Raw genomic sequence first — 26,399 nt, 5'->3', positions numbered from 1 at the left:
ATGGCGAAAGACTATAGTCGTACAGAACGGGTTGGTCAGCAGTATCAGCGTGAAATTGCGCTGATACTGCAACGTGAAATCAAAGATCCGCGTGTTTCGATGGTGACTGTATCGGACGTAGAAGTATCGCGCGACCTTGCTTACGCCAAAGTATTTGTCACCTTCATGCAGGATGACGAAGAGCAGGTGAAGCAGGCTTTGAAAGTTCTTAATAATGCAGCAGGTTTTGTCCGTTCTCTGTTAGGGAAGCGGGTAAAAGCACGGATTATGCCTGAATTACGGTTCGTGCATGACCCCTCTTTGAATGAAGGCATTCGGATGTCGAAATTGGTTGATGAAGCAGTTCGTCGTGACGAACAACGGCATAATCCAAAGGATGACCACGGAGACGATTAATGGGACGACGTAAATCGGGTCGCGATATTAGTGGCGTGATTGTCTTAGATAAGCCTCTGGAACTAACCTCAAACGCCGCACTGCAAAAGGTGCGGCGTTTTTTTAATGCCCGTAAAGGCGGCCATACCGGCGCGCTAGATCCATTGGCAACTGGGTTACTACCATTGTGTTTTGGCGAAGCCACTAAGCTTTCACATTATACGCTTGAAGCGGACAAGACCTATGAAGTTACTGCGCACTTGGGGATTCGAACTACCACCAGTGACGGTGAAGGTGAAGTGGTAGAGCAGCGTGATGTAGATTTAGATAGTGCGACAGTCGAGCAAGCATTAGCGCATTTTATTGGCCCGCAAGAACAGTCACCATCAATGTTTTCTGCGCTTAAGTACGAAGGCCGGCCGCTTTATTATTACGCTCGGCAGGGTATTGACGTACCACGAAAATCACGTGAAATTAGCATCCGCAGTATTCGCCTGATTGAGTTCGCCGGTGACCAGTTGAGCCTCGAAGTTACCTGTAGCAAAGGGACCTACATTCGCACCTTGATTGATGATATGGGCCAATACTTTGGCTGTGGAGCATACGTTAGTGCACTACGGCGCACCTGGATTGCAGGCGTAGAAGGTCCCATGCATAGCCTGGCTGAACTTGAACAGTTAGCAGCTCAGTGTGATGATCACCAACAAGCTGACTTCAGTGCCTTGGATGAATTGCTGTTACCATGTGATTCAGTGATTCAGCAAATGCCGGTGATTCGGGTTATTGACGCCGATGCGATGCGTTTTGTAGCTGGCAACCCAGCGACGCCGAGCGCGGAACAAACGGATGTCGATCATGAAGTGTTGCGGGTTAAGCGCGAAAGTGATGATGCGTTACTTGGTTTAGGCTGTTGGCGCGACGATAAAATTGTGCCAAAGCGGGTGCTAAGCATTGCTAAACTATAGGTGAGTCCGTATAATGCATGGCGATTCCGTCGGTGCTGAATTAGTGATTGGCACCGATATTTTATCTAAACTAGGAGTACTCTATGTCACTAACTGCGGCAAAAAAAGCTGAAATCGTTAAAGAATTTGGTCAAGTTGAAAATGACACTGGTTCGCCAGAAGTCCAAGTTGCGTTGCTAACTGCAAACATTAACGAATTGCAAAGCCACTTTAAAGAACACGCTAAAGATCACCACTCACGTCGTGGTCTGTTACGCATGGTAAGCCAACGTCGTAAATTGTTGGACTACTTGAAGCGTAAAAACAATCAACGTTATGCGTCTCTGATTGGGCGACTCGGTATACGTCGCTAAGCAATGTTCAAAAAGGGGCCTCAAGGCCCCTTTTTACATATAGAAAAGATCAAAGCGCTGTTCGCTATTCGATGTTAGTTGGCGGAAGAAACGAAGAACCACAAACATCGAATAGCGAACAGCGACTATCGAATTTAAGAGAAGATGGTAAAGGAAAAAAACGTGAATCCGATTACAAAACAATTTAAGTACGGCCGTCATACGGTAACATTAGAAACTGGCGCCATGGCGCGCCAAGCGACCGGCGCAGTGCTCGCCAGTATGGACGACACCACAGTATTAGTATCTGTTGTTGCCAAAAAAGAAGCGAAAGAAGGTCAAGATTTCTTCCCGTTAACAGTAAATTATCAAGAGCGCACTTACGCTGCAGGTAAGATTCCAGGTGGTTTTTTCAAACGTGAAGGTCGGCCATCAGAGGCCGAGACCTTAACCTGTCGTTTGATCGATCGTCCAATTCGCCCACTATTCCCTGAAGGCTTTAAAAACGAAGTGCAAATTGTTGCAACCGTCGTTTCTATGAATCCACAGGTTAGTGCAGATATCGTTGCCTTAATCGGCGCTTCAGCGGCACTTAGCATTGCTGGTGTTCCTTTTGCGGGACCTATTGGTGCGGCGCGGGTTGGCGTAATCAACGATGAATATGTGTTGAACCCAACCCTTGATGAGCTTGCAGAGTCGAAGCTTGATTTGGTTGTTGCAGGTACTGAAAACGCAGTATTAATGGTTGAATCAGAAGCTCAATTGCTTTCTGAAGACGCTATGTTAGGTGCTGTTGTTTATGGTCACGAGCAAATGCAGACGGTGATCGAGAATATCAACGCTTTCACTGCCGAAGCTGGTAAGCCGAAATGGGACTGGCAAGCGCCAGTAACTGACGAAGAACTTCTTAGCAAGATCAAAGCGTTGGCTGAAGACGGTATTGGTGAAGCGTATCGCATTACTGAGAAGGCCGATCGCTACGAGCAAGTGAAAAAGCTTCGTGACGAAGTCATCGAGAAATTAACAGCAGAAGATGAATCATTAAGTGCCAAACTTATTGGCGATTTATTCCACGGTTTAGAAAGTGACGTTGTACGTCGCCGTATCATCGCTGGCGAAAAACGTATCGATGGCCGAGACCCAGACATGGTTCGCGGACTTGATATTGCTACTGGTATGCTGCCACGTGTGCACGGCTCAGCGGTATTTACCCGTGGTGAAACTCAGGCATTAGTTGCCGCGACCTTGGGTACAGAACGCGACGCGCAAATGATTGATGATCTGATTGGCTCAAGCAACAACCGGTTTATGTTGCACTACAACTTTCCTCCGTACTGTGTTGGTGAAACTGGTATGGTTGGTGTGCCTAAGCGCCGTGAGATTGGTCATGGACGTTTGGCGAAGCGCGGCGTACAAGCTGTTATGCCAAGCCAGGACGAATTCCCGTACACTATTCGTGTGGTTTCAGAAATCACTGAGTCAAACGGTTCAAGCTCCATGGCTTCAGTCTGTGGTACGTCACTAGCATTGATGGACGCAGGTGTTCCTATTAAAGCTTCAGTAGCTGGTATCGCGATGGGTCTGGTAAAAGAAGGCGATGATTTCGTAGTGCTTTCTGACATTCTTGGTGATGAAGATCACCTGGGTGACATGGACTTTAAAGTTGCGGGTAGTAAAGAAGGCGTTACTGCGTTGCAAATGGATATCAAAATTGACGGTATCACTCGCGAAATTATGGAAATTGCACTTGAGCAAGCCAAAGCTGCTCGCTTACACATCTTGAATGTGATGGACGAAGCAATTTCTGGTGCACGCCAGGAACTTTCTGATTACGCACCGCGTTATCACACCATGAAAATCAACTCGGACAAAATCCGTGACGTGATTGGTAAAGGTGGTGCAGTGATTCGTGAACTTACCGAAAGTACCAATACCAACATTGAAATCAACGATGATGGTACGATCCGTATCGCAGCAACTGACCAAGCGTCAGCGCAAGCGGCTATCGATCGTATTAAAGAGTTGACTGAAGATGTTGAAGTGGGTCGCATCTACCAAGGTAAAGTTGCACGCATCGTCGACTTCGGCGCATTCGTGACGATTCTGCCTGGTAAAGATGGCTTGGTACACATTTCACAAATCGCTGAAGAGCGCGTGAATGATGTCAACGAATACCTAAACGTTGGCGATACTGTGCCAGTTAAAGTGTTAGAAATTGATCGTCAAGGCCGGGTGCGCTTGAGTATGAAAGAAGCCGCTGAAAAGCCTGCAGAAGCAGCGCAACCAGCAGCGGAAGCCAGCTCAGAGCAAGGGCAAGACGAAGCTGAATAAATAAGCTTACAATGACTACATGAAAAGGGGCTTCGGCCCCTTTTCTTTTTTCTGCCAAGGTGCGTTATGATGAACACAAGGATAGGCATTCAGGAGTAATCATGAGTTTGAATCGCGTCGGCTGGCTGGTGTTTGTTTGCTGTTTAAGCATCACTGGCTGCACAGTGAGCCCTGCACAGAATAACTCTACTCTTGCTAATCTCGTGGTGGTTGAACCGCAAGCCCTTGATGGCAGGTTTCAGCTTGAGTTGGCAAAGTTGACTGAGATAATGGCTCAAGAAAGCGAGCAGCTCGATGCCGAGGCAATGGGTCAATTGCTATACCGTCGTGGTAGTTTATACGATGCTCTTGGACTAATGACCTTAGCCCGCATTGACTTTAATCGTGCGCTTGATTATCAGCCGCGATTAGCGGATGCGTACAATTACTTAGGGATTCATTATACCCAAGTTGGCCAGTTTGATTACGCCTATGAAGCGTTTGAATCGGTATTGGAACTTGAACCCGAGCATCCCTACGTGTACTTGAACCGCGGTGTTGCAGCTTATTATGATAATCGTTTTGATTTAGCTGACGATGACTTCTCGCGTTATTTTTCGTTTGACCCGAGCGACCCGTACAGAGCTATTTGGCGCTATCTGGGCGCGGTCGAGTTAAACCCCAACCAGGCACGGCAGAACCTTGCCAAAGCGCGTTTAAAACACAGTAACGAAGCGTGGGCTTGGGGCGTTGTCGACTTGTACCTCGGTATAATCAGCGAACAAGAGTTCCTGAATTCTTATGCTACGCAGGGGCTCGATGTCGACGAAACTCTGGCTGAGCGGATGTGTGAAGCCTATTTTTATCTGGGTAAACTTAAACAATTAGAGGGCGAATGGGGCACAGCGGCGGTTTATTTTCGCTTAGCACTGACTACTAATGTGCATATGTTTTTAGAGCATCGCTATGCCGCTATCGAGATGGATTGGAGTCAACAGCAAGCCAATGCGGAAAAAACCAAGTAAAGCTGCGTTATGCGCGGCAATAGGATGTTCGCTCGTGCTGGTTACGCAAACCGCGCAGAGTAACCAGCTTACATCCTTTCATTGGCTCGAAGACCTATCTCATCAGCAGGCAGGCTATGCAGTAGCAACGGGCGCAGCATGTCGTGCTGGCGACCGGCCGGTGCAATTGTGGTTGCCTGAAGGTCGTGCCGCGCCAGTTCTGGAAACCTTGGAGCAGTGGTCACAGCATCCCCTGGCAGAGTTTTTAAATTGCTTTTCGGTGCGTTGGTATCAAGACGCCGAAGATTTGAAATGCCAAGCAATCGGCAATCGCGGTAGTCAGCAATGTGACTTAGCATTGCTACCCCGCGAACTGCAACAACACCAATTGGTTTTTGTCACGGCTGAAGCATTGAGTATTGCCAGCGCAACTCATTGGCAGATGGTGATGCCTACTTCAGCTAGCGTCGACCTTCTTGCTCATGAAGCGGGGCATTGGCTGGGTTTTGCAGATGAATATGCGATGTCGACAACCTTGGCGGTGGATTATTGTAATGGTCGCTACCAGCATCCGTCGGTGAATGTAGTAACAACCACAACTAACCATGTTACCAGTGCTGAACTACAAGCTTTATGGCAACGCCTGCCATGGCGTGATGCGGTCAAGGACTGGCGGGAACTGGCCCAGCAAGACGGGAAAGGAGTTTGGCGGTTGGGCTCGGACAATAGCGTGAAGGTAGGTTTATTTGCGAGCAATACCTGCGCAGCGGTTGCTAATGTGTACAGCTGGAAGCCAGTTGCGCGTATGACGGCCATGGAATACCACGATGTGAATGTATGGCCGCCGATTTACCTAGAGTTGCTTAGAACCTTAGAGTGATAACGCTGTTGCTGTTTGCGCGATCATGATCACTGGACAGAGTAGCGCAAGGAACCAGACTAGACTGCGCGACTTATCCCAGTTGGCTAGGTAGAGTACATGAAACAGAATACGTAAGCCGACAAAAGCAACTGCCAACCATTGATTTACCACACCGACATGACCGGTGGCGATGACCAGTAACACCGCCGCCGCAAACAACGGAAAAGCTTCATAAGCATTGTAATGGCCAGCAACCGCGCGGGCACCGATGCCGGTTAAACGTTGCTGTTGAGCACGCGGATGGTGATTATCATAACCATTGTCACGGTTCTGGAAGTAAACCACTGGCGCTTTCGCGGCGATGGGTAGTAAACCAGCAATCAATAAACACCAAATCAGCGTAGTCATAGTTATTAGCCTTCCTTGTTTGTTATGTGAACGCTTCTATTTAACTTCTTTACCTGCCGCTTGCAAGTCAGCATGGTACGACGAGCGTACTAATGGACCGCTGGCAATGTGGGTGAAGCCCATTTTAACGCCTTCTGCACGGAACATTTCGAACTCGTCTGGGTGTACGTAACGGGTCACCGGTAAATGGTGGCGGCTCGGTTGCAGGTATTGACCAATGGTTAGCATGTCGACGTCATGGGCGCGTAGGTCGCGCATCACCTCGAGGATCTCTTCATTGGTTTCACCAAGACCGACCATCAAGCCTGATTTGGTGCGAATATCAGGGCGCACATTTTTGTAGCGCTGCAACAAGTCGAGTGACCACTGGTAATTCGCGCCGGGACGAGCGGCTTTATACATACGCGGTACAGTTTCAAGATTGTGATTGAACACATCGGGTGCTTCACCACTTAAAACATCCAGTGCGACGTCCATCCGGCCACGAAAATCTGGCACCAGAACTTCAACTTGGATAGCTGGGCTTTGTGCACGGATTTCACGAATACAGTCGGCAAAGTGCTGAGCGCCGCCATCACGTAAATCATCACGATCGACCGAGGTAACTACCACATATTTCACCTTCATGTCGCGAATGGTGGCGCCCAATTTGACCGCTTCTTCTGGATCAGGTGGTAGTGGGCGACCATGGGCGACATCACAAAATGGACAACGCCGCGTACAAATGGCACCCAAAATCATAAAGGTCGCGGTACCATGATTGAAACACTCAGGTAAATTCGGGCATGACGCCTCTTCACAGACTGAATGTAAGCCATGTTTACGCATCGCTTGTTTTATCTCGTCTATGCGTTGAGTGGATGCTGGAAGTTTAACCTTGAGCCACTCAGGCTTACGGAGCATCTGATCCCGCTCAGTTGGGACAACTTTTACCGGAATGAGAGCCATTTTATCGGCATCGCGAAGTTTTACTCCGGGTTCAACTCTAACTGGCTTGGACATAATCGTTGTCGAATCCTGTGTGTTCGTGAATGTTGTGGTAACCGAGCTGTTCGGCAAATAGGGCGGTAACGCGCTGGGCTGCCGCTGCGACAGTCGCAGGCCCGCCTAACTCTTTACTCTGCACCATCTGCATTCCTGCATAACCGCAAGGGTTGATGCGTAAAAATGGACTGAGATCCATATTAACATTTAGTGCCAGTCCATGAAATGAACAGCCTTTACGAATTCTTAGGCCTAATGAGCATAATTTAGCTGTATCAACGTAAACGCCGGGAGCGTCCGGACGCGCCGCAGCTTCAATACCTGCTTCGGCCATTACCTTTACGATGGTATTTTCAATATGGCTCACCAGCTGGCGCACACCCATTTTTAAGCGGCGAATATCGAGTAGAAAGTAGACGACCAGCTGACCTGGACCATGATAGGTGACTTGCCCACCCCGATCGACTTTCACCACCGGAATATCACCGGGCGCGAGAATATGTTCTGCTTTTCCAGCCTGGCCTTGAGTAAACACTGGCTCATGTTCCAGTACCCAGAGTTCATCCAGGGTGTTAGCATCACGCTCATCAGTAAATGCTTGCATGGCATGCCAAACCGGTTCGTACGCTTGTCGACCGAGTTGTCGAACAATTAAATCAGAGCACATAACGGACATCTTCCAGTGCCGCCAGGGCTTGGTAAAGCGTCTCGATATGCGATTGACTTTCGACTCGGATCTGAATCGATACTGAGTGATAATTGCCTTTGCTACTAGGCTTTACCGCCGGACTGTAATCACCTGGAGCATGCTCTTGAGCGACCGCGACGACCGCATCAGGAAGCTCTGGCTTGGCTAAGCCCATCACTTTAAAAGTAAAGTGACAAGGGAACTCGACCAGCTCATCGAAACGGGTTTTTTGCATCTGTAACTCCTAAGCTAAATGCGCGCGCTTACTTGCGTGGAAAGCCTCGATTAGTTGTTGCGTGAGGGGTCCACAGCGGCCATTGCCAATAATTATATCATCTATTTGCCCAATCGGCTGTACCTCGCGACTCGAGCTGGTCAGGAAAAGCTCGTCGAGTTGCGCTAGCTCAGAAATGTGGAAGGGTTCTTCACGAACCGTCAGCTTGAGCTGGTGTGCCAGTTGCAATACCCACATGCGGGTGATACCGGGCAAAATCAAGTGATTAGTTGGTGCGGTATAAAGCACACCGTCTTTCACGGCAAAATAGTTACTGGACGCACCTTCTGTGACAACACCGTCACGATGCAACATAGGTTCAATCGCATGGTGCTGCTGAGCGTACTGTTTAAGCACGATATTACCGAGCAGGCTGATACTTTTTATATCGCAACGTAACCAACGAATATCCTCGCAAAGCACCGCTTTGGCGGGCTTGGGAATATCCCAATGCAATTCAAGTGGTGAGATACTGGCAAAGATGGTCGGTGTGATCGGACCTTGCGGTAAGTGTGAGCGCTTGGTTTCGGCACCACGTGTGACCTGAAAATAGATAAGTCCATTTTGTAGTCCGTTACGTTCTATAAGTTCAGCGACCAAGGATTGCCAGAACTCATCAGGTTGATCAGGAATGGCTATTGCTGCCAGTGAGCGATGCAGACGAGCTAGGTGCTGAGTCGCCAGAAAAGGACGGCCCTGATAGATGGGCATAACTTCATAAATCCCGTCCGCAAACAAAAAGCCCCGGTCAAAGACCGAGACTTTCGCTTGTTCAGGAGCGAGCCATTCGCCATTAAGATAGACTAAATCGCTCATCTTCAGTGTTACTCTTGGTTAAATTTACGAACAACCCAATCAGTTAATTGCTTAAAGATTCCGCCTTCAGCGACATCATCAAGGGTAACTAACGGATAGCGGGCAATAGTTTCACCCTCTAATTCAATGCTTACCGTACCGACCTCAACACCTTTGTTGACTGGAGCTTCCAGCTCAGCATTAAGTTGGATGCTGGCCTTCAGGTTTTCACGTTGGCCACGTGGCAAGGTAATCACTGCATCATCAGCAATACCCAGCTGCACAGTGTCTTGCTCACCACCCCATACGCGCTGATCAACGAAGCTGTCACCAGCACTGTAGGCTTGCACGGTTTCATAGTAACGGAAGCCATAGTTGAGCAATTTTTTGCTCTCAATTTTTCGCGCTTGCTCGCTGCTGGTACCCATAACCACTGCAACTAAGCGGGTGTTACTTTCAACGGCCGAGGTTACTAAGCTATAGCCTGCCTCTTGTGTGTGACCGGTTTTGATGCCGTCAACATTCATGCTGGCATCCCACAACAGTGAGTTGCGGTTGTACTGCTTGATGGAGTTGAAGGTAAATTCTTTTTCCGAATAGATTGCGTACTCATTGGGCACATCACGAATTAGCGCTGCACCCAGCAAAGCCATATCGCGTGGCGACGTATACTGTTCTGGATCGGGCAGGCCGTGGCTGTTGGCGAAATAAGTGTTGGTCATGCCAAGTTCGTAAGCATAATTGTTCATTAGGTCAGCAAACGCCGATTCACTGCCTGCGATATGTTCTGCCATGGCGACACAAGCATCGTTACCAGAGGAAATAATGATGCCACGGTTAAGATCGGCAACACTAATTTGCTTACCCACCTCAATAAACATTTTGGACGATTCAGGAAAATTCTTGGCCCATGCGTTTTCGCTAATGGTGACAAGATCTGAAGGGTGGATACGTTGTTCTTGAATTTCCCGGCCAATAATATAGCTGGTCATCATTTTGGTCAGGCTCGCCGGAGCAAGTTGCTCATCAGCATTACCTTCCGCAATCACATAACCGGTGGTGTAATCCATTAGGATATAGCCTTTGGCGTTAACCTGTGGCGGCGGTGGGATAATCGAAGCTTGAGCGACGAGGGCAGTTGCACCAGCCAGGAGTGCAACAGTTCGAATCAACTGTTTAAATACAGAATGCATGGTCAGATTGTCTCTACGTTGTCATCGTTATTAAGAATATAGCGCGCAAATACTAACATATTTACGCGGTTTAGTTCGATAAAAGGGCAGTGTTAAGGTCTGACTGGTACTCGAAAAACGTCAGCATAACCATCTGCGCGAAGTTGATTGACTAGCTGGTCTGTTTGCGCTGCGGCAAAAGGACCAAGCATTACAGCGTGTAGACCGTTTTTTGCCTGAGTAGTTGCAGGAACCTGATAGGTTTGTGCTAATTTTTCAGCTGCTTGAGTCAGTCGTGTTTTGTCGCTACCGGCAACAACCTGGACAAAATACTGGGTTACGGCGTCCGATTCTAATGGTGTGGTGACCGCTAGCTGCTGGTTCTGAGCTTCTGGGTGTAGCGCCTCGATGCGCACACGTGAGGTCCCTGTGGCAAGCATACCGAGCTTATAGGCGGCAACATAGGAGAGATCGATAATGCGATTATCATGGAATGGGCCGCGGTCATTGACTCGTACCACCACTGAGCGCTGATTGGCTAAATTGGTAACGCGCACGTAGGTTGGCAGCGGCAACGTCTTATGCGCTGCACTCATTGCATACATATCGTATGTTTCACCATTTGACGTTAGGTGCCCATGAAATTTTTCGCCGTACCATGACGCCATACCTTCATCGATGAAACCTCGGGCATCAGGTAATATGCTATAAGTTCGGCCAAACAATGAATAAGTTCGATTGCCTTGACGGCTTGGCACTTCGACTTTTGGGGTTGGCTCGCTAAGCTCAGCAGCGGTGGGCAGACGCGAAGGTATACTGTCATGGGTTTGACTGTAACGACTTTTCGGTGCCGTACTACAACCGATCAGCAGTAACGTCAAGACAATGGCAAAGACGCGTTGCATGGTCGAAAATTCCTTTAACGTGCGGCAGCAAGCTGCTGACTAAATTGGTGGACTACCATCGCATAGAGCGGGCTACGATTGTAACGGGTAATCACGTAAAAGTTATGCAAACCGAGCCAGTAATCGGCATCGCTGGGCTGTTCAAAACGAAAGACTTTCGCCTTCATGTCACCATCAAGTTCAGTGTTTTCAGGTAAGTTTAGGCCAGCGTTTAAAAGTTGCGCAACGGTGGTGGTTAATTTCAACCCATCACTGGCAAGTTGCGCATTAGCTGAGGTTGTTGGTAACTCCAGGGCGACAGGCGCTTGTGGTCGCCAACCATTTTTCAGAAAATAATTAGCAACGCTGCCAATGGCGTCAACCGGATTACTCAGTAAATTACGCACGCCATCATCGTCAAAATCGATGGCGTAATGGCGGTACGAGGATGAAATAAATTGACCATAGCCCATAGCTCCAGCGTAGGAACCTTTGAGCTCTGTTGGAGATAAGCTTTCAGTCCGGGTCAGTAATAAAAATTCTTTCAATTCTGAGCGGAAGAATGATGCGCGTGGTGGATAATGGAAACCTAAGGTGTTGAGCGCATCAAGCACCTGGTAGTTACCTAAATAACTACCGTAAAAGGTTTCAACACCAATGATTGCGACAATAACTTCTGCCGGTACACCAAATTGTTGCTCCGCTCGAGCTAATGTTTCAGCGTGTTCCTGCCAAAATTCAAGTCCCGCCGCTAAGCGCTTTTCGGTGAGAAAAATCGGATGATATTGATACCAGGGCTTGGCTTCCCATGGCCGTTGAATCGCTTCGAGAATGTCTTGATTTGGCTGTGCCTGACTTAACAGTGCTTTGAGTTTCTCGCGTTCGAAATTGTGCTCGACGACAAGTTCGTCAATAAAAGCTAATTGCTCGGCACTCAGTTGCGTGCCGTCGGCGTAGCAAGAGGTGCACGCTAATAGAGCACTAAGTGCAATACTGCTGGTGAGTTGTTTGAGCATCGCTATCTCCTGAGATCTCGTGGTCGAGGGTGAGTAATCTTAAGCATGAATTAAGCGCCGATTGGTGGCAATAGCCATTAGTAAACCAAAGCCTGCGAGCAATGTCACCATCGATGTGCCGCCATACGAAATGAGAGGCAGTGGCACGCCGACCACGGGCAGCAACCCAGAGACCATGCCCACGTTGACCATGACGTAAATGAAGAAGGTCATGGTAAGGCTGCCAGCGAGTAATTTTTGATACACCCGTTGCGCGCGCATGGCGATGATCATGCCGCGAAAAATGATAAATCCATAAAGTAAGAATAAGCCAATAACACCGACCAGACCGAACTCTTCACTAAACACAGAGAAAATAAAATCAGTATGGCGCTCGGGCAGAAACTCGAGTTGCGACTGAGTGCCTTGCAACCAACCTTTGCCTTCAATACCGCCTGAACCTATAGCAATTTTTGACTGGATAATTTGATACCCCGCGCCCAACGGGTCGCGTTCGGGATTGAGAAAGGTGAGTACCCGCTGGCGTTGGTAGTCGCGCATTAGGAAAATCCACATAATAGGCGTAAATGAGCCGATGACTACCGCGAAAAAGGTAATTATTTTCCAGGACATACCAGCGAGGAATAAAACAAAAATACCTGATGAAGCAATCAACAACGAAGTACCTAAGTCGGGCTGTTTTGCGATCATTAATACCGGCACTAGTAATAACACGAACGCCCCAGTTAAGCGTCGTAACGTGGGCGGCAGACCTTGTTGAGCAATGTACCAGGCTACCGCCATGGGTACCGCCAGCTTCATTAGTTCCGATGGCTGAATGGTTATGAAACCCAGGTTTAACCAGCGTTGCGCGCCTTTACTTGATTCACCGACCAACAACACCGCAAGTAACAATACAATACCGACAGTGAACAATGGTAATGACCAGCGCTGGACAGAGTCCAACGGAATCTGCGCGATAACGATCATAGCAAAAAACGCGGCCCCCACACGAATAGCCTGACGCTCGGTCATGCCCAGGTTTTCGCCACTGGCTGAATACACGGTAAAAATACTCACCACAGCGATGATAAGCAGTGCGAACAGCAGTGGAGCGTCCATGTGCACGCGCTGTAAAAATGAAGTGCGTTGCTGATCAGGGTGCATGTTCACCTACCACAGTGTCGTCTTGAAAATAAAAATCCATGAGTTTACGCGCCATAGGTGCTGCAACACTTCCGCCACCACCAACCACGTTTTCCGCGGTAATAATCACCACCATTTCGGGCGCATCTGCGGGTGCGTAGCCAACATACATGGCGTTGTCGCGATACTTTTCGGCAGTGGTTTCAGCATCGTATTCTTCGTCTTGTCCAATGCTACGAACTTGTGCGGTGCCGGTTTTACCGCCGGAGGTGTAAGTCGCGCCCTTAAAGGCAGTACGCGCAGTGCCCTTAATGCTGCTAACGACATCTTCCATTGCGTTAAGTGCAACGCTCCAGTTTTCGGGATTATTCAACTGGACGGGGTCGCGCTGTTCATGCACCGCTGGCAGCTCGATACCCGCATCGCGGATAGCGCGCAAAAAACGTGGCACCGGGCGTTTACCCCTATTGACGACCACAGCGGTGGCAACTGCGAGTTGCATCGGTGTGACCGTCCAATAGCTTTGACCAATACCAATGGAAACGGTTTCACCAGCGTACCACGGTTGGTTAAAACGGGCGCGTTTCCATCCCCTGCTGGGCATAACAGCAGAAGATTCTTCGCCGATATCAATGCCGGTCAATTGGCCGAAACCGTAACCCACCATGTGTTCAGAAATGGTATCGATACCTAAATTCAGGGCTAAGTCATAATAAAAAGTGTCACAACTTTCGACTATGGCCCGATCGACGTCGACCCAGCCGTGCCCCCAGGACAACCAATCACGGTAGCGGTGGTCAATCCCTTTAATCTGGAACCAACCTGGATCCCAAATTTGCGTGTCGGTGGTAATAATGCCTTCTTCTAATCCTACAATTGCCAGCTGGGGTTTGATAGTTGAAGCAGGCGGATAACCGCCTTGGGTGGCGCGATTAAGCAGCGGGGAGTGATTTGAATTTAACAGCCCCCGGTATTGCGCAACTGAGATACCTTGTGCGAACCAATTTGGGTCGTAACTAGGTTGACTAATCATTGCCAATAGAGCACCGTCGCGTGGATCCATGACAATGATTGAACCGCGACTCTCGCCTAATATTTCTTGTGCTTTTTGTTGTAGTGCGATGTCGATTTCAAGCACCAAATCCTGACCAGGGATCGGGGGCTCAATCGCTAATGTGCGTAGTGAACGTCCATGGATGTCGACTTCGACTTGCTGATAGCCCACGGTACCGTGGAGTTGTTCTTCGTAGTAAGCCTCAACCCCTAATTTACCAATGGTACGGGTTGCAGCATAGTTGGCATTAACACCTTGTTCTTTAAGTCGCTGCGCGTCGCGTTGATTAATTTTTGCAACATACCCCATTGCATGGGTAAGAGTCTCACCATAGGGGTAATGACGAACTAAGCGTGCTTCGATACTCACGCCAGGGAATTCATGCTGGCGCGCAGCAAAAATAGCAGCCTGTTCTTGGTTGAGTTGATCCAGCAGAATAACCTGTTCAAAGCGTCGCTCACGTTGGCGGTTGCGTTCGAAGCGCAGTAGCTGTTCAGTGTTGATGCCGAGCAAGTCGGCGAGTCGTGCTAGGGTACCACCTAAATCTTTAACTCGTTCGGGAATCAACTCCAAACTTAATACGGGCCGATTTTCGGCCAAAATACGACCTTCGCGATCATAGATAATGCCGCGATTAGGCGCCAGTGGAACGACTTTGATCCGGTTATCATTGGAACGAGTCTGAAAGCTTTGGTGTTGAGTAACTTGAAGTTGATACATATTGCTGAGCAATACGCCAAAAACAGCGACCACAATAACTAAAGATACCACCACGCGACGGCCAAATAGGGCGGTCTCGGCATGATGATCACGAATTGTGGAACGGCGTATTCTCATGCTTAGTCACGGTGATACGGGTGGTTAGCGTTGATGCTCCAAGCTCGGTACAGAGCTTCGGCTACAATAACCCGCACTAGGGGGTGTGGCAAGGTTAAGGGAGATAAACTCCAGCGCTCATCAGCGATTGCGCTACAGCTAGCGGCTAAACCTTCAGGTCCGCCAATTAATAAACTGACGTCGCGACCATCCATTTGCCAGTCGGCGAGGCGTTCCGCCAGTTTCGGTGTCGCCCAAGGGCGGCCTTCCACTGCTAACGTCACCACCCGATTACCTTTGCCGATAGCGGCTAACATTGCTTCACCTTCGTGTTTGGTCAGGCGTGCGACATCAGCGTTTTTGCCTCGCTTGCCGGCAGCAATTTCTATCAACTGCAGTTGGCAATCGGCCGGTAAGCGTTTCGCGTAGGTTGCAAATCCGGTGCTGACCCAACTTGGCATTTTCTGCCCAACTGCAATCAGCTGAATCCGCATTAACGTGGACCCCAGAGTTTTTCTAACTCATAGAAGTCGCGAATGGATTCTTGCATGACATGAACGACAACATCACCCAAATCAACCAGTACCCACTCTGAAGTGTCAGCGCCTTCGACCCCTATGGGTGGAACACCATGATGTTTGCTCTCGGTAGCGACATGATTAGCGAGGCTTTTGACATGAGTTTTGGAGTTGCCTGAACAAACGACCATATATTCAGCAATGTCAGTTTGTTCTTGGACATCAAGGACTTTAATGTCACGACCTTTAAGGTCTTCTAATTTATCTACAACGAAGTCACGTAATTGTTCAGCTTGCAAAAGTGAAACTCTCCTAAACAGACGGTTTTAACGGCGCATAGTTTACCATGACTATTGACGAAAAGCAGTTGTCTTAGCCTGTTTGATACAGTTGTTGTTGTTTAATGTAGGCAGCCACCTCGGTGGGTACGTGTTGTTCCCAGGCCCCATGTGCGGCCATCGCCTGCCGCAGCTCAGTGGCGGAGATCGCAATTTCTGGTGTGGGTAGGCAAATAATCGCACCGTGAGAAGCTTGGTGCAATTCGGCAACATCTGTTACTTGACTGCGTTGGGCGAGTGCTTGCACTTCTGGTGACCATTCCTTGGTTTCGTGAGGGCGCTGCATGACCGCTAAATGAGCAACTCTGAGCAGTTCCTGCCAGCCGTGCCAGGTGTGTAATTTGGCAAAGGCATCGTTACCGAGTAAAAACACCAGGTGATCCTGCGGCCACTTGCGGTGCATCTCTTGTAGCGTTAACAGGCTGTAAGAGGTGCGCTCGCGTTGTAATTCCCAGGGTTCGGCACACACGTCAGGTTGCTCGGCGTAGGCCAGACGTACCATTGCTAAACGCTGTGAGGGGCTAGCTCCCAGGCTGTCGCGATGGGGCGGTTGCGCACTCGGCATGACCTGCAATTGGTCGCCTTTTAACAGCTGGAACGCGGCCAGCGACGTGAGCACGTGGCCGTTGTGAATAGGATCGAAGGTGCCGCCAAAAATTACCCGTAACATGTGCTTAAAAACTTGGGGTCACGCTGGGGTTGGCATAATAATACCAGGGCATGACAGTACAATGTCGCCAGGTGTTCACCAGAATCACGCTTGAAGGCGAACTCAAGGCGCACCAGTAATTGATGCAAGCGGGCGACGTGTTCGGGTTGTAAACGCTGAGCAAAGGCGCGATAGGCACCTTCCTGATTACGCCAAATACCCAACGACATGAGATCTTTGGTGGTTAATTGGCGCTGCTGTAGCTGCTGTAGTTTGTGTACTTCGCGCTGTAACATCCAATTGAGGATGGCAATTTCCGTTTCTTCCTCAAGCAGGCGTTGTAATCGACGTAGAGCATTACTGAGGTCACCTTGTAAAATCGCTTCTTGCAGTGCAAAAACCGTGAATCGACTTTGATCCTGGGCCGCTTCGGTGATGAAGTCCGGGGTTAAAGGTTGCGGAGCGTCCATGAGCGCTAGCTTTTGTAACTCTTGATCGAGCGCCAGTAAATTGCCTTCGAACCAGTCGGCAAGCAACTGCGTCGCGGTGCTATCTATACTGAGTTGATAACGTTGCGCGCGTTGCTGGATAAATTGCGGTAATTGACGACGTTCCGGACTATTCGCCTGAACCACGGGACCAGCAGCCTGCAGCAATTGAAACCACTTGGCTTTGAGTTGTTCTTGTTTGAGTTTGGGGCCGGTAAGCACCAAAATCTGGTCGTCAGGCAACTCCGCGCAATAGCGTTTCAATGCTTCAGCGCCTTCACGGCCAGGTTTAGCCTCGGGAAGTTCAACTTCGATAAGGCGTAGGCTGGAAAACAGGCCGAGATTTACACTATCGATCTGTAATTGACCCCAGTCAAACTGACCGTCTTGGATAAAGCGTTGGCGCTCATCGATACCTTGTTGTCGTGCCTGTTGACGAATTAACTGCATGGCATCATCAATCAGCAACGGTGTGTCGCCAAATACGCAGATGAGCGGCGGTAAACCTTGCTGTTGCAGATGACCTTGCAGTTGCGCTAATTGCATGGGGTTATTGACTCATTTGGGCGATGACTTGCCGTACCAACTGCTGTGCAGCTTGCTCGCGCATTTCCGCAACCAGAACTTCGCGTTCACGGGTTTTCGCCAAGGCAAAGTTAGGATCATCCTGGTAGTCACGAAATACTTCAACTTGCAACGCTTTGGTCTCACCCTGAAGGGGGACCAGCAGATAATTAACGGTATAAATGAGTTCATATTCTGCCACTTGACCACTTGCCGATAGGCTTAGGGTACGGCGACTAAGGCTATCATTGAGAATTTCAATAAGCGTTGCAGAGTTGTCCTCGACCAAGGTTGCTCCTGCAAGGCGAAAGCGGTCGCGGGCATCGTCAGCAAACTCGCTAAACTGTGGCGCACTGATTCGCAATTGCTGGAGCTCCGTAGGGAGTTGGTAATTCCCTTGCAGTTGGAAGCCACACCCCACGAGAAGTAAAATCAGACCACCTAGCAGCAATGTACGCATGTATCGTCCTAACAATGTTTAGCTTGTATTAGTTCGCAACAATATTGACCAATTTACCCGGCACATAGATTTGTTTACGAATGGTTTTGTCAGCTATAAAACGCTGTACATTTTCATCGGCAATCGCAGCGGCGATCACCGATGCTTGGTCGGCTTCGGCGGCGACGTTGATTTTACCGCGAACTTTACCATTGACCTGAATCACTACTAAGATACTTGACGCGACCAAGGCTTTGGAATCAACTGCTGGCCATGCGGCAAAGTTAATGTCGTCCTGGTGACCTAACTGCTGCCAAAGTACCTCACTCATGTGTGGGGTAACCGGAGCAAGCATGAGCACGATGGCATCGAGTGCTTCACGCATAATACCCCGATCAAGCGCAGTTGCTAGTTGAGCTTTCTGGAGTCTATTTAACAGCTCCATAATGGCAGCAATGGCAGTGTTAAAGTTCTGCCGGCGACCCATATCGTCGGAAACTTTTTCAATAGTGCGATGCACTTCGCGACGAAGTTCTTCCTGAGAACTGCTTAACTGACTGAAGTCATGACTATGTTCTTGTTCTACAACAGCACTGTAGTCGGCGACTAAACGCCAAACACGGCGGAGGAAGCGCTGGGCGCCTTCAACGCCTGAGTCTGACCATTCCAATGTCGCTTCTGGAGGCGCCGCGAACATCATAAACAAGCGCACAGTGTCGGCACCGTACTTGTCGATCATGAGCTGTGGATCGATGCCGTTATTTTTTGACTTCGACATTTTAGTCATGCCACCGTAAGTGACTTCTTTACCGTCACTACGCAGCACTGCCTTAGCGATACGACCTTTGTTATCGCGTTCAACGATATCGACATCGAGTGGTGAATACCAGGTGATTTTGCTATTCGCGTCTTCGCGGAAATAGCTATCTGCCAGCACCATGCCTTGGGTTAATAAGCGTTTGAACGGTTCATCAGAACTGACCAAACCGGTGTCACGCAATAATTTGTGGAAGAAACGGGCGTACAATAAATGCAAAATTGCATGTTCAATGCCGCCTATATACTGATCGACCGGTAACCAATAGTTGGCTTGTTTTGGATCGAGCATGCCGTCATGGAAATTGGCACTACAGTAGCGTGCGTAATACCAGGACGATTCCATAAATGTATCAAAAGTATCGGTTTCGTGTTCTGCTGGCGCGCCGTTGTAGGTGGTTTTACGCCATTCTGGATCGGCTTTAATCGGTGATTGAGTACCGCTCATCACCACATCTTCAGGCAAGCGCACGGGCAGTTGATCTTCCGGCACTGGTGCCGAACTACCATCCGCCAGTTTCAGCATTGGAATTGGCGCTCCCCAGTAACGCTGGCGCGACACACCCCAATCGCGGAGACGATAATTCACCTGCCGACGACCAATGTTTTGCTCGGCAAGTTGTTTCGCAATTGCTTCAAACGCAGCTTCACTAGTCAGGCCAGTATAAGGGCCTGAATCAATGGTGGTACCTTTTTCAGTGATCGCGGCGACAGTGATGTCGCGTTCGCCGACCGCTGGTTCAATTACTGGTTTTATTGGTAGTTGATAGGTGGTTGCAAACTCCCAGTCGCGTTGGTCGTGAGCTGGTACGGCCATTACAGCGCCACTGCCGTAGTCCATTAAAACAAAATTAGCGACCCAAATAGGGATGGATTCGCCGGTTAATGGGTGTTTGGCAAAAAAGCCAGTTGGCATACCTTTTTTCTCAATGGTCGCTAGTTCGGCTTCGGCCATTTTCGAATTTTTAATCGAGTCAATGAAGCCCGCAAGCTCAGCATTTGCTGCAGCGGCTTGTTGTGCCAGTGGATGTTGTGCAGCCACTGCCATATAAGTGACACCGTATAGCGTATCGGGCCGGGTGGTGTAAACAGTCAACGGTTGCTCGTGGTCGACCACGGAAAAGTCGATTTCAACTCCTTCAGAACGGCCAATCCAATTGCGTTGCATGGTTTTGACTTGCTCTGGCCAGCCGTCGAGCTGGTCAAGATCTTGCAATAATTCATCGGCATATGCAGTGATTTTAATAAACCACTGAGGGATCTCTTTTTGCTCGACTTTGGCACCTGAACGCCAACCACGTCCGTCAATAACTTGCTCGTTCGCAAGCACGGTTTGATCGACCGGGTCCCAGTTTACCGTGGCGTTTTTCTTATAAACTAAGCCCTTGTCATAAAGCTTAGTGAAAAACCATTGCTCCCAGCGGTAATACTCTGGGCGGCAGGTTGCAACTTCGCGTGACCAATCGTAACCAAAGCCAAGCGACTTGAGTTGATTGCGCATGTAATCAATATTTTGATAGGTCCACTTTGCCGGCGCTGTTTTATTTTGAATGGCGGCATTTTCAGCAGGTAAGCCAAACGCATCCCAGCCCATAGGTTGCAGCACATTTTTACCTTGCATGCGCTGGTGCCGAGCGACCACATCGCCAAGTGTGTAATTACGCACGTGGCCCATGTGTAGCTTGCCACTTGGGTAAGGGAACATCGACAAACAATAGAATTTTTCTTTATCTTGTTGTTCGCTAACTTCGAAGACTTTATCACGCTCCCAGCGTTGCTGGACGGTGGTTTCGATTTGCGCTGGATCGTAGTTATCCTGCATAACTTTTGACATCTTAGAATCCATTTATTCGACGGCGTGAGAGTGAAACACTACTTACAGTGCGTACCACATTAAGAGCATGACAACGATGCCAGCGAGGCCAAAAAAACCGTATTCGAAACGGTTACGTTGCTCAGCATCGCGATCTTCTGGATCGCGATAAAACACAAACATACCCATGCTTGAAACGCCAAGCGTTCCTGCTGCGGTGAGAACCGCAAAAATGATTGCTGCGATGATGTTTTCCATGGTTTGTTCCAGTTTTTGGTTAATGGGCACTAAAACTGCTTACAGTTTACTTATTTTGTCGCCGATTGACTACGGGCAATGCACCAAGAATCGCGATCAATAGCGCAAAGATCCAGCTTCCATAAGCTCCCCAAAAGAAGTAAGGGGTTAGACCGTTGATCAAAGGCACTGCTGCGGATAAAGTGGTGCTGGAAAATTGTGGAGCCCGGGCAAGCCATTCACCGTTTTCGTCGACCATCGCCGTGATACCGCTATTGGTTGCGCGAATTAACGGACGACCTAGTTCGATAGCTCTCATCCGAGCGATTTGCATGTGTTGTGCCGGACCATGAGAACGACCAAACCAGGTATCATTGCTTACCGTTAACAGAAAGTTGGTGCTGCTGGTGAAATTCGCGCGGACATGTCCCGGGAAGGCGATCTCATAACAAATTGCGGTGGCAAACTCCCAACCATGAGCTCGCAGAGGCGCTTGTACCGCCTCTCCGCGAGTGAAGGAAGACATCGGAAGGTTAAATAACGGCGCCAGCGGACGCAATAAATCACCAAAAGGAACAAACTCGCCTATCGGCAGCAATTGGTGCTTACGATAGCGGTTACTATGGCCGTGGTGATAGGTTTCGCCAACAGTATCTGCACCATCCTGGCCGAGGGCGATCACCGAGTTGAAATAGTGATCTCGGTCAATATCAATAATGCCAGTGATAAAAGCTGTTTCCGTGGTCGCCATTTCGTCGTGAATGACAGCTAAGATGTCATCGGTGTAAGGCTCAGGCATAGTGACAGCAGATTCAGGCCAAATGATAACGTCATGATCCTTATATAACGGGCGACTTAAATCTAAATAGCGACTGAGGTTAGGCCAGTGCTGATCCGGATCCCACTTTATCGATTGATTAACGTTGGCCTGCACCAAACCAATGGTGGCGCTGCTATCGGTTCGCGCTACGCTGGTCAGCTGGGACAGCAGCAATGGCATTAAAAGTAGCGCACCAATAAGTGCGGGCGCATGCCAGGAGCGCTGCTTAAGCCAATAAACAGCAAGTAAGGCGAGGGTGATCAGCACGGTGGTGATGCCGGTACCGCCGAACCATGGGGCATAGTTTGCCAGCCAGGTGTCGGTTTGCGTGTAGCCCAACTCTAACCAGGGAAAACCAGTTAGCATCCAGCCACGTAAAGTTTCGGCGATAAGCCAAGTTAGGGGCAGCGCCCAATAAGCCTGCGTATGAACGCGAACTGTTAACCAGCGCCACGCCCAGAATGCCAATGCGGGAAATAGACTTAGGTACAGAAACAGCAGGAGCAAGATACCGACGGTCGCGATAGGGTGCAGACCGCCGAAGGTATCAATACTTACGTAAATCCAACTAAGGCCCGCCGCAAACCATCCCAAACCAAAGTAGTAGCCGAGTCGCCAGGCATTTGCAGGATTTTTATCCTGCACTAACCAGACCATCGCGACCAGAATTGGCAAAGGTAGCCAGGCTTGATTAAAGGGGGCGTAGCTGAAGACCAGTAATAGGCCTAGTAAGACACAGCCAAGTCTGGTTAGTCCAGCTTGCCAGCGGCGCTGCCAAAATGCCATGTTTAACTGTCCGTATCGGTAGCAGTTGTCCGCTCGGGGAAACTCACCTGCAATTGCGATATGCGTCGTTTATCTGCGCCGGTAACCTTAAATGCGATGCCACCAATGGTGATTTCCTCACCTGTTTTGGGTAAATGACCAAAACCATGAGCAACCATACCGCCAATAGTGTCGTATTCTTCGTCGCCATACTGGGTGCTGAAGTAATCGTTGAAGTCTTCGATTGTGGTAAGTGCTTTGACCGAAAAACGCGATTTATTGATACGCCGGATATCTGCTTTGGAATCTTCGTTGTAATCGGTTTCATCTTCGATTTCACCGACGATTTCTTCCAGAATATCCTCGATAGTTACCAAGCCAGAGACACCGCCATACTCATCAACGACAATTGCCATGTGGTAACGCTGCGAGCGGAACTCTTTAAGCAACACATCAACGCGTTTGCCTTCAGGAACAATGACAGCAGGACGGATAACTTTCGCTAGCGAGAATTCGTCATCAGTCATATTGAAGCCATAAGCCAACAAATCTTTCGCCAGCAAGATGCCTTCAATGTGGTCTTTGTTTTCGCTCACAACCGGGTAGCGACTGTGTTGCGAGTCAATGACGATAGGTAAAAAGGAGTCGACAGTTTGATTGATATCTATGGTAACCATTTGCGAACGCGGTACCATAATGTCGCGAACTTTTAGTTCCGCAACGTCAAGCACGCCTTCGATCATTTCTTTCGTGTCGTTATCGATCAAGTCGCGTTCTTCGGCGTCTTGAATCATATCGACTAACTCTTCGCGGCTATTCGGCTCTCCGGTAAAAAGTTGCAACAGTTTGGTTGTCCACGATTTACTTGAAGAACCGTTGGTAGAGTGGGGATGGTCATCGCTCATTAGCTGGTGCTTGCTCCGTTTGGTTAGCAACTTCAGCGTAAGGGTCGGTATACCCCAAGCTGGTTAGAATCGTTGTTTCAAGGCACTCCATGTGTTCCGCCTCGGCATCTTCAATATGGTCATAACCTAGCAAATGCAGGGTCCCGTGTACAATCATATGCGCCCAATGTGCGACTAAGGTCTTGTGCTGTTCAGCAGCTTCACGCACAACCACGGGAGCACAAACGACCAAGTCACCAAGTAAGGTCACCGGCATAGGAACCGGTGCCGTAAAAGGAAACGATAGCACATTCGTAGCATAGTCGCGTTCGCGGTAGTCGCGATTCAGTTCGCGAGCTTCATCTTCGGCGACGATGCGAATGGTTAGTTCAACATCGCCTTGGTGCCATTGATGCGCCTGTAAAGCGGTCTCTACCCACAACTGAACGTCGTCCGTTGCAGGTAACTTGGCACCGTTTGCAGCATCCTGAATGTCTACAAAGACTGTCATTTGCGTTGGTCAAATTCTTCGTAGGCTTGCACAATGCGTTGCACTACAGGGTGACGAACGACGTCGCCCGCTTGAAAAAAGGTGAAGCTCAAGTCCGACACGTTGCTAAGTACTTCAATCACATGGCGCAAGCCTGATTTCTGGCCACGGGGTAAGTCAACTTGAGTAATATCGCCGGTGATGACCGCACGCGAATTGAAACCGATCCGAGTCAGGAACATTTTCATTTGTTCACAAGTGGTGTTTTGGCTTTCATCGAGAATAATAAAAGCATCATTAAGCGTACGTCCGCGCATGTATGCGAGCGGTGCGACTTCAATGATGTTGCGTTCGAGCAGTTTTTCGACTCGTTCGAAGCCCAGCATCTCAAATAGCGCATCATAAAGCGGACGTAAATAAGGGTCGACCTTTTGCGCTAAATCACCGGGTAAAAAGCCTAACTTTTCACCAGCTTCAACGGCCGGTCGGGTCAATAGAATACGGCGAACTTCCTGACGCTCCAAAGCGTCCACGGCACATGCGACCGCGAGATAGGTTTTGCCAGTACCGGCCGGGCCAATACCAAAGTTTACGTCGTGACTAAGAATTGCGCGTACGTATTCGGCTTGATTGTGATTACGTGGTTTGATCATGCCGCGCTTGGTTTTGATGTGGGTCAGCTTTTCCGCAGCGGGGTCGCCATGGCCTTGCTCCAGAACATTGGCTTGCTGGATAGCAAGGTGTACTTGTTGCGGTTCAATTTCACCGGCTTTACCTTTGACCGTGGCGGTTTCCAGGTAAAGGTCGCGCAATAGTTTTTCGGCTGCCTTAACCGTATGTTGTGGACCAATCAAGCGAAACGCTTGATTACGGTAGGTGATTTCAACACCTAGTCGACGTTCAACATGTTTTAAGTTTTCGTCAAACGGGCCACAGAGTTCAGCTAAACGCCGACTGTCTGCCGGCTCTAGTTCGATATCAAGCGTGGTAACTTTTGGACTCAAAAGAACCTCTTTTGGTTAAGACTGTTGGGGTGGAATAAAGCTCGCAACACCGAGTGCATCGGGTTGTGTGCGTGCTTGTTTGGCGAGAATAGTCTGTGGCGCTGTATCAACGCGCAGGCCCATCTCATCTTCCACTCGAATCACGTCGCCGCGTAATGAGTTGGCAAAGGCGTCGGTAATTTTAACATCAACAAAGCGACCAATCATTGACGGGTTACCGACAAAGTTGACGACGCGGTTGTTTTCCGTACGTCCACTCAGTTCCATCGGATCTTTTTTCGACGGGCCAAGCACCAAAATGCGTTGTTCGGTGTCGACCATGCGGCGGGCGTGAGCGTGTGCTTGCTGGTTTAACCGTTGTTGCAGAATTTGCAGTCGCTGTTTTTTACTATCTTCACTACTATCGTCGGGAAGATCTGCCGCTGGCGTGCCCGGACGCGCGCTGTAAATAAAGCTAAAGCTAAGGTCGAAGTCGATCGCCTGAATCAAATCCATGGTTGCTTCAAAGTCAGCATCAGACTCACCCGGGAAGCCGATGATAAAGTCGGACGACATCGCCATGTTTGGCCGCATGCGCTTTAACTTGCGAATTTGCGATTTGTATTCCAGCACTGTGTGTCCGCGTTTCATCAACGTCAGTACCCGATCGGAACCACTTTGGACCGGCAAATGCAGGTGATTTACCAGCTCAGGAATGGTGCCATAAGCTTCGATAATGTCGTCGGTAAATTCAACCGGGTGCGAGGTGGTATAGCGAATCCGGTCAATGCCATCGATAGCGGCGACTAAGTGGAGTAATTCTGAGAAACGACACACAGAGCCATCAAAGCTTTCGCCGCGATAGGCGTTCACGTTTTGGCCCAGTAGATTAACCTCGCGCACGCCTTGCTCTGCCAGTTGCGCAATCTCATACAATACATCGTCGACTGGACGACTGACTTCTTCACCGCGTGTGTAAGGTACGACGCAGAATGTGCAGTATTTGCTGCAGCCTTCCATGATGGAAACGAAAGCAGTAGGTCCTTCAGCTTTTGGCTCGGGCAGGCTATCGAACTTTTCGATTTCCGGAAACGAAATATCGACCATAGGAGTGTGGTCGGTTTGCACTTGCTTCACCATTGCTGGCAAGCGATGCAAGGTTTGCGGACCAAATACGATGTCGACATAAGGTGCGCGGGCACGAATGTGGTCGCCTTCTTGTGAGGCCACACAGCCACCGACGCCAATCACTAAGTCTGGATTCTTATCTTTTAGGGTTTTCCAACGACCAAGCTGGTGAAAGACTTTTTCTTGGGCTTTCTCACGAATCGAGCAGGTGTTGAGCAGGATCAAATCAGCATCTTCTGGCTCGTCTGCGACTTCATAGCCATGGGTCGCACCGAGCAGATCAGCCATTTTCGCTGAATCGTACTCGTTCATTTGGCAGCCCCAAGTTTTGATGTATAACTTCTTGCTCATAACTTCGCTTTACTCACTTGCGTTAGTGTATCTCAAAAGGGACGTTATTTTA

Annotated in this window: 28 protein-coding genes; 6 read left to right on the top strand and 22 right to left on the bottom strand. The window is 49.2% G+C overall.

Going from position 1 to position 26,399, the window contains the following annotated elements:
• The 6 genes from rbfA to ACQ5ES_RS04240 all read left to right on the top strand — a co-directional run bounded on the left by rbfA (window position 1) and on the right by ACQ5ES_RS04240 (window position 5,866).
• Window positions 1-396 (top strand): 30S ribosome-binding factor RbfA, encoded by a 396-nt coding sequence (gene rbfA, locus ACQ5ES_RS04265; protein ID WP_445014707.1) that lies wholly within the window; start codon window positions 1-3, stop codon window positions 394-396.
• On the top strand, window positions 396-1,340 hold the full coding sequence (truB, locus tag ACQ5ES_RS04260; RefSeq protein WP_445014706.1) for a tRNA pseudouridine(55) synthase TruB: 945 nt from the start codon (window positions 396-398) through the stop codon (window positions 1,338-1,340). Before rbfA ends, truB begins: the two co-directional genes overlap by 1 nt.
• 83 nt (window positions 1,341-1,423) lie before the next feature.
• A complete protein-coding gene (gene rpsO / locus ACQ5ES_RS04255) occupies window positions 1,424-1,693 on the top strand; it encodes a 30S ribosomal protein S15 (RefSeq protein WP_445014705.1) in 270 nt (89 codons plus the stop codon).
• Window positions 1,694-1,855: 162 nt separating this feature from the next.
• Entirely contained in the window at window positions 1,856-4,003 is a 2,148-nt protein-coding gene (pnp, locus tag ACQ5ES_RS04250; RefSeq protein WP_445014704.1) for a polyribonucleotide nucleotidyltransferase, read from the top strand.
• 101 nt (window positions 4,004-4,104) lie between these two features.
• Window positions 4,105-5,007, top strand: a complete 903-nt coding sequence (gene nlpI / locus ACQ5ES_RS04245; protein ID WP_445014703.1) for a lipoprotein NlpI — start codon at window positions 4,105-4,107, stop codon at window positions 5,005-5,007.
• 34 nt (window positions 5,008-5,041) lie between these two features.
• Complete coding sequence (locus tag ACQ5ES_RS04240) at window positions 5,042-5,866, top strand: hypothetical protein (protein ID WP_445014702.1); 825 nt, start codon at window positions 5,042-5,044, stop codon at window positions 5,864-5,866.
• Here the strand turns inward: ACQ5ES_RS04240 and ACQ5ES_RS04235 are convergent.
• The 22 genes from ACQ5ES_RS04235 to miaB form a co-directional block, all read right to left on the bottom strand.
• Window positions 5,858-6,256: an MAPEG family protein gene (locus ACQ5ES_RS04235; RefSeq protein ID WP_445014701.1), complete on the bottom strand. Its 399-nt coding sequence runs from the start codon at window positions 6,254-6,256 to the stop codon at window positions 5,858-5,860. The two genes, ACQ5ES_RS04240 and ACQ5ES_RS04235, sit on opposite strands and share 9 nt — an antisense overlap.
• Window positions 6,257-6,292: 36 nt before the next feature.
• Window positions 6,293-7,258, bottom strand: coding sequence for a lipoyl synthase (lipA, locus tag ACQ5ES_RS04230; RefSeq protein ID WP_445014700.1), 966 nt, complete (start codon window positions 7,256-7,258; stop codon window positions 6,293-6,295).
• A complete protein-coding gene (gene lipB, locus ACQ5ES_RS04225; protein ID WP_445014699.1) occupies window positions 7,242-7,907 on the bottom strand; it encodes a lipoyl(octanoyl) transferase LipB in 666 nt (221 codons plus the stop codon). The genes lipA and lipB overlap by 17 nt, the downstream gene beginning before the upstream one ends.
• On the bottom strand, window positions 7,897-8,163 hold the full coding sequence (gene ybeD, locus ACQ5ES_RS04220; RefSeq protein ID WP_445014698.1) for a DUF493 family protein YbeD: 267 nt from the start codon (window positions 8,161-8,163) through the stop codon (window positions 7,897-7,899). The genes lipB and ybeD overlap by 11 nt, the downstream gene beginning before the upstream one ends.
• A 9-nt stretch (window positions 8,164-8,172) precedes the next feature.
• A complete protein-coding gene (locus tag ACQ5ES_RS04215; RefSeq protein ID WP_445014697.1) occupies window positions 8,173-9,018 on the bottom strand; it encodes an aminotransferase class IV in 846 nt (281 codons plus the stop codon).
• Between the two features lie 8 nt (window positions 9,019-9,026).
• Window positions 9,027-10,190 (bottom strand): serine hydrolase, encoded by a 1,164-nt coding sequence (locus ACQ5ES_RS04210; protein ID WP_445014696.1) that lies wholly within the window; start codon window positions 10,188-10,190, stop codon window positions 9,027-9,029.
• Window positions 10,191-10,282: 92 nt separating this feature from the next.
• Entirely contained in the window at window positions 10,283-11,074 is a 792-nt protein-coding gene (locus tag ACQ5ES_RS04205; protein ID WP_445014695.1) for a septal ring lytic transglycosylase RlpA family protein, read from the bottom strand.
• Between the two features lie 14 nt (window positions 11,075-11,088).
• Window positions 11,089-12,069: a lytic murein transglycosylase B gene (mltB, locus tag ACQ5ES_RS04200; protein ID WP_445014694.1), complete on the bottom strand. Its 981-nt coding sequence runs from the start codon at window positions 12,067-12,069 to the stop codon at window positions 11,089-11,091.
• 39 nt (window positions 12,070-12,108) lie between these two features.
• Window positions 12,109-13,215: a rod shape-determining protein RodA gene (rodA, locus tag ACQ5ES_RS04195; RefSeq protein WP_445014693.1), complete on the bottom strand. Its 1,107-nt coding sequence runs from the start codon at window positions 13,213-13,215 to the stop codon at window positions 12,109-12,111.
• Entirely contained in the window at window positions 13,205-15,085 is a 1,881-nt protein-coding gene (mrdA, locus tag ACQ5ES_RS04190) for a penicillin-binding protein 2 (RefSeq protein WP_445014692.1), read from the bottom strand. Before mrdA ends, rodA begins: the two co-directional genes overlap by 11 nt.
• A gap of 2 nt (window positions 15,086-15,087) precedes the next feature.
• Entirely contained in the window at window positions 15,088-15,558 is a 471-nt protein-coding gene (gene rlmH / locus ACQ5ES_RS04185) for a 23S rRNA (pseudouridine(1915)-N(3))-methyltransferase RlmH (protein ID WP_445014691.1), read from the bottom strand.
• The gene (gene rsfS / locus ACQ5ES_RS04180) at window positions 15,558-15,881 is read right to left on the bottom strand and encodes a ribosome silencing factor (protein ID WP_445014690.1); all 324 of its coding nucleotides are present in this window, start codon (window positions 15,879-15,881) and stop codon (window positions 15,558-15,560) included. Before rsfS ends, rlmH begins: the two co-directional genes overlap by 1 nt.
• A 73-nt stretch (window positions 15,882-15,954) precedes the next feature.
• Entirely contained in the window at window positions 15,955-16,590 is a 636-nt protein-coding gene (nadD, locus tag ACQ5ES_RS04175; RefSeq protein WP_445014689.1) for a nicotinate-nucleotide adenylyltransferase, read from the bottom strand.
• Window positions 16,578-17,603 carry a DNA polymerase III subunit delta gene (gene holA, locus ACQ5ES_RS04170; RefSeq protein WP_445014688.1) on the bottom strand — a complete coding sequence of 342 codons (1,026 nt, stop codon included), beginning with the start codon at window positions 17,601-17,603 and terminating at the stop codon, window positions 16,578-16,580. Before holA ends, nadD begins: the two co-directional genes overlap by 13 nt.
• Before the next feature lie 4 nt (window positions 17,604-17,607).
• A complete protein-coding gene (locus ACQ5ES_RS04165) occupies window positions 17,608-18,081 on the bottom strand; it encodes an LPS-assembly lipoprotein LptE (RefSeq protein WP_445014687.1) in 474 nt (157 codons plus the stop codon).
• A gap of 28 nt (window positions 18,082-18,109) precedes the next feature.
• Window positions 18,110-20,698, bottom strand: a complete 2,589-nt coding sequence (leuS, locus tag ACQ5ES_RS04160) for a leucine--tRNA ligase (protein ID WP_445015384.1) — start codon at window positions 20,696-20,698, stop codon at window positions 18,110-18,112.
• Between the two features lie 54 nt (window positions 20,699-20,752).
• Window positions 20,753-20,977 (bottom strand): hypothetical protein, encoded by a 225-nt coding sequence (locus ACQ5ES_RS04155; protein ID WP_445014686.1) that lies wholly within the window; start codon window positions 20,975-20,977, stop codon window positions 20,753-20,755.
• A 16-nt stretch (window positions 20,978-20,993) separates the two neighbouring features.
• Window positions 20,994-22,532: an apolipoprotein N-acyltransferase gene (lnt, locus tag ACQ5ES_RS04150; RefSeq protein WP_445014685.1), complete on the bottom strand. Its 1,539-nt coding sequence runs from the start codon at window positions 22,530-22,532 to the stop codon at window positions 20,994-20,996.
• A 2-nt stretch (window positions 22,533-22,534) separates the two neighbouring features.
• Window positions 22,535-23,416 (bottom strand): CNNM family magnesium/cobalt transport protein CorC, encoded by an 882-nt coding sequence (corC, locus tag ACQ5ES_RS04145; RefSeq protein ID WP_445014684.1) that lies wholly within the window; start codon window positions 23,414-23,416, stop codon window positions 22,535-22,537.
• The gene (ybeY, locus tag ACQ5ES_RS04140) at window positions 23,406-23,906 is read right to left on the bottom strand and encodes an rRNA maturation RNase YbeY (RefSeq protein WP_445014683.1); all 501 of its coding nucleotides are present in this window, start codon (window positions 23,904-23,906) and stop codon (window positions 23,406-23,408) included. The genes corC and ybeY overlap by 11 nt, the downstream gene beginning before the upstream one ends.
• Entirely contained in the window at window positions 23,903-24,889 is a 987-nt protein-coding gene (locus tag ACQ5ES_RS04135; protein ID WP_445014682.1) for a PhoH family protein, read from the bottom strand. The genes ybeY and ACQ5ES_RS04135 overlap by 4 nt, the downstream gene beginning before the upstream one ends.
• 15 nt (window positions 24,890-24,904) lie before the next feature.
• Window positions 24,905-26,347: a tRNA (N6-isopentenyl adenosine(37)-C2)-methylthiotransferase MiaB gene (gene miaB, locus ACQ5ES_RS04130; protein ID WP_445014681.1), complete on the bottom strand. Its 1,443-nt coding sequence runs from the start codon at window positions 26,345-26,347 to the stop codon at window positions 24,905-24,907.
• Window positions 26,348-26,399: the final 52 nt, after the last annotated feature.

It is taken from the genome of Pseudidiomarina xizangensis, from assembly GCF_052541995.1.
This window is presented reverse-complemented; position numbering and strand designations above follow the sequence as displayed.

What these genes read in the sequence shown, in the direction of transcription:
- lipB (WP_445014699.1), bottom strand. Translation starts at nt 7,907, where the DNA reads ATGTGCTCTGATTTAATTGTTCGACAACTCGGTCGACAAGCGTACGAA.
- nlpI (WP_445014703.1), top strand. Translation starts at nt 4,105, where the DNA reads ATGAGTTTGAATCGCGTCGGCTGGCTGGTGTTTGTTTGCTGTTTAAGC.
- leuS (WP_445015384.1), bottom strand. Translation starts at nt 20,698, where the DNA reads ATGCAGGATAACTACGATCCAGCGCAAATCGAAACCACCGTCCAGCAA.
- rlmH (WP_445014691.1), bottom strand. Translation starts at nt 15,558, where the DNA reads ATGCGGATTCAGCTGATTGCAGTTGGGCAGAAAATGCCAAGTTGGGTC.
- mrdA (WP_445014692.1), bottom strand. Translation starts at nt 15,085, where the DNA reads ATGAGAATACGCCGTTCCACAATTCGTGATCATCATGCCGAGACCGCC.
- ACQ5ES_RS04165 (WP_445014687.1), bottom strand. Translation starts at nt 18,081, where the DNA reads ATGCGTACATTGCTGCTAGGTGGTCTGATTTTACTTCTCGTGGGGTGT.
- ybeD (WP_445014698.1), bottom strand. Translation starts at nt 8,163, where the DNA reads ATGCAAAAAACCCGTTTCGATGAGCTGGTCGAGTTCCCTTGTCACTTT.
- ACQ5ES_RS04205 (WP_445014695.1), bottom strand. Translation starts at nt 11,074, where the DNA reads ATGCAACGCGTCTTTGCCATTGTCTTGACGTTACTGCTGATCGGTTGT.
- ACQ5ES_RS04235 (WP_445014701.1), bottom strand. Translation starts at nt 6,256, where the DNA reads ATGACTACGCTGATTTGGTGTTTATTGATTGCTGGTTTACTACCCATC.
- rbfA (WP_445014707.1), top strand. Translation starts at nt 1, where the DNA reads ATGGCGAAAGACTATAGTCGTACAGAACGGGTTGGTCAGCAGTATCAG.
- lnt (WP_445014685.1), bottom strand. Translation starts at nt 22,532, where the DNA reads ATGGCATTTTGGCAGCGCCGCTGGCAAGCTGGACTAACCAGACTTGGC.
- nadD (WP_445014689.1), bottom strand. Translation starts at nt 16,590, where the DNA reads ATGTTACGGGTAATTTTTGGCGGCACCTTCGATCCTATTCACAACGGC.
- lipA (WP_445014700.1), bottom strand. Translation starts at nt 7,258, where the DNA reads ATGTCCAAGCCAGTTAGAGTTGAACCCGGAGTAAAACTTCGCGATGCC.
- ybeY (WP_445014683.1), bottom strand. Translation starts at nt 23,906, where the DNA reads ATGACAGTCTTTGTAGACATTCAGGATGCTGCAAACGGTGCCAAGTTA.
- mltB (WP_445014694.1), bottom strand. Translation starts at nt 12,069, where the DNA reads ATGCTCAAACAACTCACCAGCAGTATTGCACTTAGTGCTCTATTAGCG.
- corC (WP_445014684.1), bottom strand. Translation starts at nt 23,416, where the DNA reads ATGAGCGATGACCATCCCCACTCTACCAACGGTTCTTCAAGTAAATCG.
- ACQ5ES_RS04215 (WP_445014697.1), bottom strand. Translation starts at nt 9,018, where the DNA reads ATGAGCGATTTAGTCTATCTTAATGGCGAATGGCTCGCTCCTGAACAA.
- holA (WP_445014688.1), bottom strand. Translation starts at nt 17,603, where the DNA reads ATGCAATTAGCGCAACTGCAAGGTCATCTGCAACAGCAAGGTTTACCG.
- truB (WP_445014706.1), top strand. Translation starts at nt 396, where the DNA reads ATGGGACGACGTAAATCGGGTCGCGATATTAGTGGCGTGATTGTCTTA.
- miaB (WP_445014681.1), bottom strand. Translation starts at nt 26,347, where the DNA reads ATGAGCAAGAAGTTATACATCAAAACTTGGGGCTGCCAAATGAACGAG.
- rpsO (WP_445014705.1), top strand. Translation starts at nt 1,424, where the DNA reads ATGTCACTAACTGCGGCAAAAAAAGCTGAAATCGTTAAAGAATTTGGT.
- rodA (WP_445014693.1), bottom strand. Translation starts at nt 13,215, where the DNA reads ATGCACCCTGATCAGCAACGCACTTCATTTTTACAGCGCGTGCACATG.
- ACQ5ES_RS04210 (WP_445014696.1), bottom strand. Translation starts at nt 10,190, where the DNA reads ATGCATTCTGTATTTAAACAGTTGATTCGAACTGTTGCACTCCTGGCT.